Below are 12,167 nucleotides of genomic sequence, written 5' to 3'. Positions count from 1 at the left end.
CCACCGTCGGTGATGGCGCGGGACGGGGGTGAGACGACCGGCCCGGGCGGCGGGCGGTGGGGCCGACGGCGGGTGCTGGGCGGCGGGGCGCTGCTGGCCGGGGGCATCACGCTGGGCGCCGTCGGCATGTCGCAGGGGGCGTCGCTCGCCGACCGGCACCTGCCGCTCTCCGGCGGCCCGGCCAGCGCCACCGTCGGCAACCGACGCCAGGACGTCGGTGCGGGCGGGCTCCAGGTGGTGTGGCACGCCCCCACCACCGAACGGCTGGTGGCCCTCACCTTCGACGACGGGCCCCTGCCGCGGTGGACGCCGACCGTGCTGGACACCCTGGAGCGGCACGCGGTGCCGGCGACCTTCTTCCTGGTCGGCGCGCGGGTCCGCCGGCACGCCGACCTGATCCGGGGGCGGCTGGCCCGGCACGAGGTGGGCAACCACAGCTGGCGGCACCGGGACCTGGCGAGGCTGGCCGCCGCCGAGGTGCACGACGACCTGCGCCGGTCGCACGAGGCCATCGCCGAGGCCGCCGGGGTGGCACCCCGGTTGACCCGCCCGCCGTACGGGCACCTGGGCGGCGGGGTGCTGCACGCCGCCGTACGCCTGGACTACCGGGTCGTGCTCTGGTCGTTGCAGATGGTGGAGGGTGAGTTCCCGGACGACCCGGCCGGACACGCCCGGCGGATCGTGGCGGACGTCGTGCCGGGCACGATCCTGCTGGCCCACGACGCGGGTCCGGAGAACCGGCAGGTGGCGGTGCGGGGCCTGGACGCGATGATCACCGGTCTGCGGGCCCGGGGCTACACCTTCGTCACGGTCTCCCAGTTGCTGAGCCGAACGAGCGGGCCGCGAGCCGGCGGGTAGGGTGCGGGCACGTGTCCTCTCCGCTCTCCGTACTCGTCCGCAACCGGGACTTCCGCAACCTCTTCCTGGCCGAGCTGGTGGTCTTCGGCGCCGACTGGTTCGTCATGGTGCCGCTGCTGGTGCTGCTGCCGCAGTTGACCGGCAGCGGCGTGTGGGGCGCCCTGGTGCTGGCCCTGGACACCGGGGTGCTGGCGCTGCTGCTGCCGTACACCGGGACCATCGCCGACCGGTTCGACCGCCGCAAGGTCATGATGGCCGCGAACGGCGTGACCCTGCTCGGCGTGCTGCTGTTGCTCGGGGTGCGTGACGCCGGCACGGCCTGGCTGGCCATGGTGGCGATCGCGGCGGTGGCGGTCGGCAAGGCGTTCTACTCGCCCGCCGCGCAGGCCGCCCTGCCCAACGTCGTCGACCCGGCCGACCTGGCTGCCGGCAACGCCATCGCCGGGTCCGCCTGGGGGACGATGACGGTGGTCGGCGCGTCCCTCGGTGGCGTGTTGAGCGCGGTGGTCGGGCCGTACGCCTGCTTCTGGGTGGGTGCGGTCGGCCTGGTGCTGGCGGCGGGCCTGGCGGCGCTGATCCGCCGGCCGTTGCAGGCGCCCCGGGAGGCCGACCGGTCGACGCCGCGCACCTGGGTGGCGATCCGCGAGGCGCTGGGTCACATCCGGCACCGGCCCCGGGTGCTGGCGCTGGTCACGGTGAAGTCGGCGGTGGGCCTGGGCAACGGTGTGCTGACGGTCTTTCCGCTGCTGGCCGCCGTCTACGGGGTGGGGCCGGTCGGCACCGGGCTGCTCTTCGCCGCGCGCGGGGCGGGGGCGCTGGTCGGGCCGATCCTGATGAGCCGGGTGCTGACCAACCGGGCCTGGCTGTTGCCCGGCCTGGCCCTGTCGATGTCGCTGTACGGGTTGGCCTACCTGGGTGCGGCGGTGGCGAGCTGGTTCCCGTTGGTGCTGCTGCTGGTCTTCGTGGCCCACTTCGGTGGCGGCAGCAACTGGGTGCTGTCGAACTTCGCCCTCCAGGGCGAGGTGCCCGACCGGCTGCGCGGCCGGGTGTTCGCCACCGACATGATGCTGGCGACCCTGGCGATCTCGGTCAGTCAGCTGGTGGTGGCCGGCGTGGTCGACCTGGTGGACGAGCGGGTGGTGCTGGCCGGCTGCGGCCTGGTCACCGTCGTGTACGCGGTGGGTTGGCGGATCGCCACCCGCCGGCTCTCGCTCACCGACCCGGCCGCCGGCCCGGACCCGCTGACCGCCCGCTGACCCTCGGGCGGCTCAGTCGACCCGGTCGCCCTGTGGCGGTGCAACCGGCGGCCGGTCGCTCCCGCCCCAGGGGGCGGCCGGGCCCGGCACCACGGGGCCGGGGCCCGGTTGGCCGGTGGCTGGGTGGCCGTGGCCCGGGTGGCCGGCGGCGAAGCCGGACGGTTGGCCGGCGGCGGATCCGGCCGGGGGCGTCCAGGCGCCCCACGGTTGGCCGGGGGCGTGGCTCGCGGCGCGGCCGGCGAACACGGCGGCGACGACGAGGCCCAGGCCGATCGGGTAGCCGATCCAGCTGACCGTGCTGGCGGCGAGGTTCATCAGCTCGAACTGCCGCATCCCGCCGGAGCGGACCCGGGCCCGGATCAGCTCGGGCAGGGCCGCCACCCAGGCGGTGTTGAACAGCTCCACCAGCAGCAGGACAGCGGCCCCGGCGATCAGCAACGACCGGGCCCGGCCGGGCAGCCGGCGGCGGGCGGTGGCGGCGAGCACCAGGACGACGAGCAGCGTGAGCAGCACGGGAAGGTGCCCCACCAACTGCGTGATCCGGTAACCGAACATTCCCACGTCGCCTCCTGAGCGGCTGATAGATCGGCGTCAGGCTAACCGAGGCGATCCAGTCCCACCGGCCGGGCGAGCGGGTGCGTCGTCGGCCCCGGGCCCTAGCATGAGCCGGTGCCGACGACTTTCGCCTCCGGGCCGGTGCGGGTGCGGGTGCCCGCGACCAGCGCCAACCTGGGCCCCGGGTTCGACGCCCTCGGGCTCGCCCTCGCCCTGCACGACGACGTGTCCGCCGAGGTGACCTCGACCGACGTCCGGGTGGCGGTGACCGGTGAGGGGGCCGGTGACCTGCCGCAGGACGACCGGCACCTGGTGGTGGTCGCCATGCGGGCCGCCTTCGACCTGCTCGGTGGGCAGCCGCCCGGGCTGGCGCTGGAGTGCGTCAACCGGATCCCGCAGGCACGGGGCCTGGGGTCTTCCTCGGCGGCGATCGTGGCCGGGGTGCTGCTGGCCCGGGCGCTGGTCACCGACGGCGCGCAGCGGCTCGACGACGACGCCGTGCTGCGGCTGGCCGCCGAGATCGAGGGCCATCCGGACAATGTCGCGCCCTGCCTGCTCGGCGGGTTCACCATCGCCTGGACCGAGCCGGGTGGCGGCCGGGCGGTCTCGCTGCCGGTGGCGGCCGGGGTCCGCCCCACGGTCTTCGTACCGGCGCAGCGGGGTCTGACGGCCACCGCACGGGCGGCCCTCCCGTCGACCGTCCCGCACGGGGACGCGGCGCTGAACGCGGGCCGGTCGGCGTTGCTGGTGCACGCGGTGACCGCCGAGCCGACGTTGCTGCTGCCGGCCACCGTCGACCGGCTGCACCAGGATTACCGTGCGCCGGGAATGCCGCAGACGGCTGCCCTGGTCAGCGCGTTGCGAGCGGCTGGTGTGGCGGCCGTGGTCAGTGGGGCGGGCCCCACCGTGCTGGCGTTCACCGAGCCGCCCGCGGGGTTCACCGAGGGAACAGAATGGGAAGTCTGGCGGTTGCCGGTAGAGGCGCGCGGAGCGACGGTCGCACGGGGTAGACTGGGACACGCCGAGCGGGGCCCTGTTGCCGCAGGTCGGAAGAGTTGATTACGCTCTAGACTCAGCACAGCCGCGAAGCACGCGATCTCTCTGCGGGTCGGCGCACCCCGAAGCTCTCGGCGGTCAGCCCGCCACCCCTGCCAAAGGCCCACGCCGCACCGCAGTTTCCGCAGGTCGCCGCAGACGGCGAGACCTGCTCACCGACGTTGGTGAGTTGGGAAACCGCCCGGCTGCTGTGCCACAGACTCCCGCGACGCGTCATGCGAGGCGGGTGCACCGAGGCCGCCCGGCCACCTTGCTTGTCGATCCCGGGCAGTCCCGGCCTATCGAGGGAAGGATTCCATTGAGCGACACCACCGACGTGACGTCGGATGTTTCCAACGTCGCTGGCGATGCCACCACCGCCGCCCCCGCCCGCCGTCGGCGTAGCGGCACCGGCCTGTCGGCGATGCTGCTGCCGGAGCTGCAGAGCCTGGCCGCGTCGCTCGGCATCTCCGGGACCGCCCGCATGCGCAAGGGCGAGCTGATCAGCGCGATCTCCGAGCGGCAGCAGGGCGGCGCCGCGACCGGCACCCCTCGACCGCGGGCCGAGGTTGCTGCTGCGGCTGCCCCCGTCCGGGAGGAGGTGCGTGCCGAGGTGACCACCCCGGAGCGGGCCACCGAGCCGGCGTCGGCGACCCCTGCCGCCACCGGTGAGACCGAGGGTCGGACCCGGACCCGGCGCAGCCGGGCCAGCACCGCCGAGGCCCGGCCGGCCGCCGAGCCGCGGGCCGCCGAGGCCCGACCCGTCGAGGCCCGACCCGTGGAGACCCGTACCGAGGAGGCACCGGTCGAGACCGGCGAGCGTCCCGAGCGGGCCGAGGGACGCAGCGGTCGGGACCGTGGCGAGCGGACCGGCGTGGACCGGGCCGAGCGGGCCGGTAACGACCGTGGTGAGCGGACCGGCGTGGACCGGGCCGAGCGGGCCGGCAGCGACCGGGTCGAGCGGACGGACAACGACCGCGCCGGCCGTACCGGTAACGACCGTGGTGAGCGGGCCGGCAACGACCGGGCCGAGCGGACGGGCGGCGACCGTGGCGAGCGGGCCGAGCGCGGCGGCAACGAGCGCTCCGACCGGGGTGACCGCAACGACCGGGGCGACCGGGGCGAGCGGTCCGACCGCAACGACCGGGGTGACCGCTCGGGCGAGCGTGGTCAGCGCGACAACCGCGACAACCGCGACGACTCGGATGACGACGAGGGCGGTGGCCGGCGGGGTCGGCGCAGCCGGTTCCGGGACCGCCGGCGTGGCCGGGGCGACCGGGTCGAGGGCGGCAACGACAACGGCGGCGGCAGCCGTGAGCCGCAGGTCGGCGAGGACGAGGTGCTGGTCCCGGTGGCCGGGATCATCGACGTGCTCGACAACTACGCCTTCGTCCGGACCACCGGCTACCTGGCCGGCCCGAACGACGTGTACGTCTCCATGTCGCAGATCAAGAAGTACGGTCTGCGCCGGGGTGACGCGATCACCGGCGCCGTCCGGGCCACCCGGGACAGCAGCGCCAGCGGTGACCAGCGGCGGGACAAGTACAACCCGCTGGTCCGGTTGGACACCATCAACGGCATGGAGCCGGACGAGGCGAAGCGTCGTCCCGAGTTCTACAAGCTGACCCCGCTCTACCCGCAGGAGCGGTTGCGGCTGGAGACCGAGCCGCACATCCTGACCACCCGGGTGATCGACCTGGTCATGCCGTTGGGCAAGGGGCAGCGGGCGCTGATCGTGTCGCCGCCCAAGGCCGGTAAGACGATGGTGCTCCAGGCGATCGCGAACGCGATCACCCACAACAACCCGGAGTGCCACCTGATGGTGGTGCTGGTCGACGAGCGGCCCGAAGAGGTCACCGACATGCAGCGTTCGGTGAAGGGCGAGGTCATCGCGGCCACGTTCGACCGTCCGCCGCAGGACCACACCACGGTGGCGGAGTTGGCGATCGAGCGGGCCAAGCGCCTGGTCGAGCTGGGGCACGACGTGGTCGTGCTGCTCGACTCGGTGACCCGGCTCGGCCGGTCGTACAACCTGGCGGCGCCGGCCTCCGGGCGGATCATGTCCGGTGGTATCGACTCCACCGCGCTCTACCCGCCGAAGCGCTTCCTGGGTGCGGCCCGCAACATCGAGAACGGCGGCTCGCTGACCATTCTCGCCACCGCGCTGGTGGAGACCGGGTCGATGGCGGACACGGTCATCTTCGAGGAGTTCAAGGGCACCGGCAACGCGGAGCTGAAGCTGGACCGGAAGATCGCCGACAAGCGGACCTTCCCGGCGGTGGACGTCAGTTCCTCGGGTACCCGCAAGGAGGAGATCCTGCTCGCGCCGGAGGAGCTGGCCATCATCCACAAGCTCCGCAAGGTCCTGCACTCGCTGGACTCGCAGGCGGCGCTGGACCTGCTGCTCGACCGGCTCAAGCAGTCCCGCACCAACATCGAGTTCCTGATGCAGATCGCCAAGTCGACGCCGGGGGAGTGACCCCTCCCGGGTGAGACCACGACGAAGGGCACGGCCGCTCCGGTCGTGCCCTTCGTCGTACCCCCGGAGTCCTGTAGGTGGGAATCCCCGTCGGTGGACTTTTCTTTCGGCAGACCTGGCAGCTCTTGAAAGTTGTGTGCGCCGCCGGGTTGACTGGAGGTGCGGTTCCCGGCCGATCCGGCCGGGCCGGCCACCGGAGGGCGGCGCAGACCTGGGGAGGCGTGCGCCGCCCGGCGGTCCGGCCGGGCGGGCTCCTGAACCTGGGGGAGGAGCCCGCCCGGCCGGTCGGTGCGCCGGGGCAGGAATGGTGGGCGCGAGCAGCGGGAATGACGGGTGGTGGGCCGGCGTTACGACTGCCGGACCGATCGTGTGGCCCGCCCGTCGGGTCGGCTAACGCCCATGGCACACTGGTCAATCGGCCACCGGTTCCGGTTCACGCCCGAGTCCGTCGCGCACCAGGCGACGGGGGATCAGCGGCGACCCGGCGACCACCTGACGAAAGGACCGAGGCGACATGAAGCCCAACATCCACCCGGAGTACACGACGACCGAGGTCAAGTGCTCCTGCGGCAACTCCTTCACGACCCGCAGCACCGCCAAGGGCGGTTCGATCTCGGTCGAGACCTGCAGCGCCTGCCACCCGTTCTACACCGGCAAGCAGCGCGTCCTCGACACCGCCGGCCGGGTCGCCAAGTTCCAGCAGAAGTACGCCAAGGTTCAGGCGAAGAAGGCCAAGTAGCTCCACCGACGACGCCCGTGTCCGGCCCCGTGCCGGACGCGGGCGTCGTCCGTTACGTCCTACTTTTCACCTCAGCCTTCCCTCTGCACCGGATCCGTCGAAGGAGCACCCCCACATGAGCAGCGAGCGCCTGGCCGCCCTCCTCGACGAGTACGCCGAGCTGGAGAAGCGGCTGGCCGACCCGGCCATCCACGCCGACCAGAACACCGCCCGCCGGGTCGGTCGTCGTTACGCCGCGCTGGTCCCACTGCACAAGGCCGCCGACGAGCTGGAGCAGACCCGCGCCGACCTGGTCGCGGCCCGGGAGCTGGCAGCCGAGGACCCGGCGTTCGGCGAGGAGGCGGACTCGATCGCGGCGACCCTGCCGGCGCTGGAGGAGCGGCTGGCCGAGCTGCTGATCCCCCGCGACCCGCACGACGCCAAGGACGTGATCATCGAGATCAAGGCCGGTGAGGGCGGCGAGGAGTCCGCGCTGTTCGCCGGGGACCTGCTGCGGATGTACACCCGCTACGCCGAGCGGCACGGGTGGCTGACCGAGGTGATCGACGCGCAGGACTCCGACCTCGGCGGGGTCAAGGACGTCTCGTTGGCGATCAAGACCAAGGGGGTCCCGGACGGCGGCAACGGCGTCTGGTCCCGGCTGAAGTGGGAGGGTGGCGTGCACCGGGTCCAGCGGGTCCCGGTCACCGAGTCGCAGGGCCGCATCCACACCAGCGCGGCCGGCGTCCTGGTGCTGCCCGAGGCCGAGGACGTCGACGTCACCATCGACCCCAACGAGCTGCGCATCGACGTGTTCCGCTCGTCCGGGCCGGGCGGCCAGTCGGTGAACACCACCGACTCGGCGGTACGGATCACCCACCTGCCGACCGGGGTGGTGGTCTCCTGCCAGAACGAGAAGTCCCAACTGCAGAACCGGGAGCAGGCGATGCGCATCCTGCGGGCCCGGTTGCTGGCGGTGGCCCAGGAGCAGGCCGACGCCGCCGCCTCGGACGCCCGCCGGGCGCAGGTGCGCACCGTGGACCGCTCGGAGCGGATCCGCACCTACAACTTCCCGCAGAACCGGATCACCGACCACCGGATCGGCTACACGGCGTACAACCTCGACCTGGCGCTCGCCGGGGAACTGGACGGGGTCCTCGACGCCCTCACCGAGGCCGACCGGGCCGCCCGGCTGGCCGGCGACACCGAGCTGACCCGCCGCTGACCGCGCCCCGCCACCGGCGCCCCACCAGCGGTGGCCCGCCACCGGCTGCGTCGCCGCCGGGCCGGGTCACCCGGGCCGTCCCCGGCGCGGTCAGGAGGCGCGGGTGCGGTTCTTGGCCCGCAGCATCTCCCGGTCGGCGATCTCGAACGCGGCGCCGAGGGCGTCGCGTAGCGCGGTCCCGGTGCCGCTGACCTCGGCGAAGCCGATGCTCAACCCGACCGGAGTGCCGGGCACCAGCGACTCCCAGTCCTCGGTACGCACGGCCGCGTCGATCCGGCGGGTCACCTCGGCGGCCTCGGCCATGCCGGCCCCGGAGAGCACCACCACGAACTCGTCGCCGCCGTAGCGGGCCACGAAGTCGCCCCGCCGCATCACCCGGTTGATCACCCCGGCGATGCGTTGCAGCACCAGGTCGCCGGAGTGGTGGCCGTGGGTGGTGTTGACCGCCTTGAAGCCGTCCAGGTCGCAGACGCCGATCACCACCCGCTCGCCCCGGGACACCACCGAGGCGATGTGCCGCTCCAACTGACGCCGGTTGGGCAGCCCGGTGAGCGGGTCGGTCAGCGCCTCACCCTCGTAGCGGGCCGCCTCCCGGCGCATCTCCTCGTGGTCGATGCGCAACGCGATGCCGTCGATGTAGACGTCCCGCAGCCGGTCGTTGCGCTGCCCGGCCAGCCGGAACGCCATCCGGTCGGCGCGGTGCGCGGCGGCGTGGTCGCCGGCCCGGGAGAAGGCGATGCTGCGCAGCCGGGACGGCTCCGCCGCGCCGAGCGTCTCGGCCGACACCCGGGCCGAGTCCAGCCGGGTGATCGCCTCGATCGGGCGTCCGTCGGCGACCGCCAGGCAGACGTGGCCGAGCTGCCGCATGTCCCGGGCCCGGGCGCTGTCCCCGCTGTGGTCGAGCAGCCGGGCCGGCTCCGGGCCGACCGGGCCCGGGTCGCCGAGCGCCGTCCGGCGGGCCGCCGCGTAGCCGTAGGCGGCGAGGCTGCTCGGCCGCAGCCGCTCGGCCCGGCCGTCGGCGACGAAACGGGCCAGGTCGGCGGCGATGTCGCGGAGCACCCGCAGGCAGCCGTCGCTGTCGCCGTTGTGGTCCAGGGCGACGGCGTTGCGCAGCCGGATGCCCGGGGCGGCGAAGGTCTCCTCGGGGATGCCGGCGGCGGCGCCGTGCTGGCGGGCCCGCTCGATCGCGCCCAGCGCATGGCCGTGGAAGCTGAGGTAGGAGTAGGCCATCGCCAGGTCGTGCCAGCCCCAGGCGGTGTCCCGGTCCCGGTCCTCCGCCGCCTTGAGCGCCCGCGAGGCCCGGACCAGGTGCATGACGCAGCGGTCCAGCGCGCCCTGGTGGTGCGCGGCCAGCGCGGCCAGCGCGTTGAGGTGCCCGTGCAGGTAGGGCTCGGGGAGGTCCCGCACGGCCCCGGAGGCCTCCTCGATGGCCCGGGTGAACTCGGCCGTCCGACCGAGGTTGATCAGCGCGCAGAGCCGCTGCACCAGCGCGTCGGCCTTCGTGTACGGGTCGGCGGTGGTGCGCAGCACCCGGTCGAGGACCCCGACCGCCTCGGCCGAGCGGCTGGCCTCCTGGAGGTCGCGGGCATGGGTCAGGGCGTCAACCTGGTCATCGACCCGGTCGAGCCACCCCACCTGGCGAACCTCCCGTCGGTGTGCGCCCGGACGCACCCACTCGTGGCGCGGCCGGCGACGCCTCATGATTATGGCGTGACCTCACTCCCGTGCCACCCGTCCGAAGGGACAGAACGCGAGCGGACTTCGCCCGTGGTGGCCCGAGCCGCCCGTACCCTCGCCGCCGCCGGGGTGGCGTCGGCCCGCGCCGAGGCGGAGCAGCTCGCCGCGTACGTGCTGGAGGTGCCCCGGGGGCGGCTCGTGCTGTCCGACGGCTTCACCCACGCCCAGCGGACCCGCTACGAGGCGCTGGTGGCCCGGCGGGCCGATCGTGAGCCGTTGCAGCACCTGACCGGCCGGGCCGGTTTCCGGCACCTGGAGCTGGCGGTCGGGCCGGGGGTCTTCGTGCCCCGCCCGGAGACGGAGCTGCTGGCCGGCTGGGGGATCGAGCGGGCGCTGACCCGGGACGCCCCGGTGGTGGTCGACCTGTGCAGCGGTTCGGGGGCGATCGCGCTGGCGGTGGCCCAGGAGGTGCCGGCGGCCCGGGTGGTGGCGGTGGAGCGGTCCCCGGCCGCGCTGCCCTGGCTGCGCCGCAACGCCGCCGAGCGGGCCGCCGCCGGGGACCGGCCGGTCGAGGTGGTGGTGGCCGACGTCACCGGTGCGGGGCTGCTCGCCGACCTGGTCGGTGCGGTGGACGTGCTGCTGTGCAACCCGCCGTACGTGCCGCGTGCGGTGGCGGTCCCGCCGGAGGTGGCCGGGTACGACCCGGACGAGGCGGTGTTCGGCGGGGCCGACGGGTTGACGGTGTTGCGGCCGGTGCTGCGCCGGGCGGCCGAGCTGCTACGACCCGGCGGCGAGCTGGGCGTCGAGCACGACGACACGCACGGCGCGGCGGTGCCGGCGCTGCTCACCGCCGACGGCCGGTACGCGGCGGTGCGGGCCCACCGGGACCTGGCCGGGCGGGCCCGGTTCGCCACCGCGTCCCGCCGGTCGGACGGCCCGCACGCCGTCCGGGCGTCGGCGTGGCAGACTGGCTCCTCGTGATGCTCTACGACTGTCGGTTGCCCGCCGACCGGGACCGCGGTGTCGCCGCGGCGATCGAGGCGGTCAAGAACGGCGAGCTGGTCGTTCTGCCCACCGACACGGTCTACGGGATCGGCGCGGACGCGTTCACCCCGTACGCGGTGAAGGCCCTCTCCGATGCCCGGGGCGGCAGCCAGCAGGCGCCGCCGGTGTTGATCGGTTCCCGGCACACCCTCGACGGCCTGGTCTTCTCGCTGCCCAAGGCGGCCCGTGACCTGGTCGAGGCGTTCTGGCCGGGGGCGTTGACCATCGTGGTGGAGCACTCGCCGAGCCTCGCCTGGGACCTGGGCGACGCCAGCGGGACGGTCGCGGTGCGGATGCCGTTGCACCCGGTGGCGCTGGAGGTGCTGCGGGAGACCGGCCCGATGGCGGTGGCCTCGGCCAACAAGGTGGGCCAGCCGGCGGCACTGACCGCCGAGCAGGCCCGCGACCAGCTCAGCTACTCGGTGCGGGTCTATCTGGAGGCCGGGGAGTGCCCCGATCCGGTGCCGAGCACCATCGTCGACCTGACCGCCGAGGTGCCCCGGCTGCTCCGGGTCGGCGCGATCAACCTGGACCAGCTCCGTGACGTGGCGCCGGACATCCTCGACGAGCGGGGAGCCTGAGTGCCGCCGTTCACCGTCCTGCACGTCTGCATGGGCAACATCTGCCGGTCCCCGATGGCCGAGCGGTTGCTGGTGCTCGCCGTCCGCGAGCGGTTGGGCCGGCTCGGCGTCGACCCGGCCGGCTCGGACGCGTTGCTGCACAGCCACAGCGCCGGCACCGGCGGCTGGCACGCGGGGGAGGAGATGAACCCGCCCGCCGCCCGGCAGGTGCTGGGCCGGGGTGGTGACGTGGACGGGTTCGCCGCCCGCAAGCTGCGTTCCGACCTGATCGACGCCGCCGACCTCGTCCTCACCGCCACCGCCGACCAGCAGGAGTACGTGGTGGCGTTGCGCCCGGACGCGGCCGGTCGCACCTTCGTGCTGGGGGAGTTCGGCCGGCTGCTCGCCACGGTGGACGTGGCCGCTCTGCCATCGGCCCAGGCCACCCCGGACGCCGTGTACGCCCGGGGGGTGGCCCTGGTGGCGGCGGTCGACGCGGCCCGGCAGGGGACGGCCTCGTTGCACTCCGACGACCTGGACGATCCGTGGGGCCGGGGTGACCAGTGCTTCAGCCGGGTGGCCGACGAGATCGAGGAGACGGTGCACCCGCTCGCCTCGGCGCTGCTGCCCTGATCTTCTCGCTGCGCTGGCTTCCGGTCTTCTCGCTGCGCTGGCTTCAAGGCGGGGCGCCGGGCTCCCGGCCGCGCCGGTTGCGGCGGGTGGCGGTGCCGGTCTCCTGCGGGTGATGGGTGCGGCGTGT

General features: G+C 74.2%; 11 protein-coding genes. 9 read left to right on the top strand and 2 right to left on the bottom strand.

What is annotated here, in order from left to right:
- Window positions 1-12 precede the first annotated feature (12 nt).
- Both AB0C22_RS13015 and AB0C22_RS13010 read left to right on the top strand, forming a co-directional pair.
- Complete coding sequence (locus tag AB0C22_RS13015) at window positions 13-858, top strand: polysaccharide deacetylase family protein (protein ID WP_357535271.1); 846 nt, start codon at window positions 13-15, stop codon at window positions 856-858.
- 11 nt (window positions 859-869) lie between these two features.
- Window positions 870-2,114, top strand: coding sequence for an MFS transporter (locus tag AB0C22_RS13010; protein WP_219464452.1), 1,245 nt, complete (start codon window positions 870-872; stop codon window positions 2,112-2,114).
- A gap of 12 nt (window positions 2,115-2,126) precedes the next feature.
- Here the strand turns inward: AB0C22_RS13010 and AB0C22_RS13005 are convergent, their stop codons facing one another.
- Entirely contained in the window at window positions 2,127-2,675 is a 549-nt protein-coding gene (locus tag AB0C22_RS13005; protein WP_357535005.1) for a hypothetical protein, read from the bottom strand.
- A 108-nt stretch (window positions 2,676-2,783) separates the two neighbouring features.
- Here AB0C22_RS13005 and thrB point away from each other — a divergent pair, with 108 nt between their 5' ends.
- From thrB to prfA, 4 genes are all read left to right on the top strand, one after another.
- Window positions 2,784-3,728 carry a homoserine kinase gene (gene thrB, locus AB0C22_RS13000; protein ID WP_357535003.1) on the top strand — a complete coding sequence of 315 codons (945 nt, stop codon included), beginning with the start codon at window positions 2,784-2,786 and terminating at the stop codon, window positions 3,726-3,728.
- Window positions 3,729-4,023: 295 nt separating this feature from the next.
- Window positions 4,024-6,183, top strand: a complete 2,160-nt coding sequence (rho, locus tag AB0C22_RS12995; protein WP_357535001.1) for a transcription termination factor Rho — start codon at window positions 4,024-4,026, stop codon at window positions 6,181-6,183.
- A 514-nt stretch (window positions 6,184-6,697) separates the two neighbouring features.
- A complete protein-coding gene (rpmE, locus tag AB0C22_RS12990) occupies window positions 6,698-6,922 on the top strand; it encodes a 50S ribosomal protein L31 (protein ID WP_088642795.1) in 225 nt (74 codons plus the stop codon).
- Between the two features lie 115 nt (window positions 6,923-7,037).
- Entirely contained in the window at window positions 7,038-8,126 is a 1,089-nt protein-coding gene (prfA, locus tag AB0C22_RS12985; protein ID WP_219464449.1) for a peptide chain release factor 1, read from the top strand.
- A gap of 90 nt (window positions 8,127-8,216) precedes the next feature.
- Here the strand turns inward: prfA and AB0C22_RS12980 are convergent, their stop codons facing one another.
- Window positions 8,217-9,761, bottom strand: a complete 1,545-nt coding sequence (locus tag AB0C22_RS12980) for a GGDEF domain-containing protein (protein ID WP_219464448.1) — start codon at window positions 9,759-9,761, stop codon at window positions 8,217-8,219.
- A 75-nt stretch (window positions 9,762-9,836) separates the two neighbouring features.
- On the opposite strand from AB0C22_RS12980, the gene prmC reads away from it, so the two are divergent.
- Genes prmC through AB0C22_RS12965 form a run of 3 tightly spaced genes read left to right on the top strand, consistent with a single transcriptional unit; the run spans window position 9,837 to window position 12,040 of the window.
- Entirely contained in the window at window positions 9,837-10,784 is a 948-nt protein-coding gene (gene prmC, locus AB0C22_RS12975) for a peptide chain release factor N(5)-glutamine methyltransferase (RefSeq protein ID WP_357534999.1), read from the top strand.
- A complete protein-coding gene (locus AB0C22_RS12970) occupies window positions 10,784-11,428 on the top strand; it encodes an L-threonylcarbamoyladenylate synthase (protein ID WP_357535269.1) in 645 nt (214 codons plus the stop codon). Before prmC ends, AB0C22_RS12970 begins: the two co-directional genes overlap by 1 nt.
- Entirely contained in the window at window positions 11,429-12,040 is a 612-nt protein-coding gene (locus tag AB0C22_RS12965) for a phosphotyrosine protein phosphatase (RefSeq protein ID WP_357534997.1), read from the top strand.
- The last annotated feature ends 127 nt before the right edge of the window (window positions 12,041-12,167 follow it).

The sequence above is a fragment of the Micromonospora sp. NPDC048894 genome, from assembly GCF_040649765.1.
Classification (GTDB): Bacteria; Actinomycetota; Actinomycetes; order Mycobacteriales; family Micromonosporaceae; genus Micromonospora; species Micromonospora antibiotica.
Note: the sequence above shows the minus strand (reverse complement) of the source record. Positions and strands in the feature narration are given on the sequence as shown.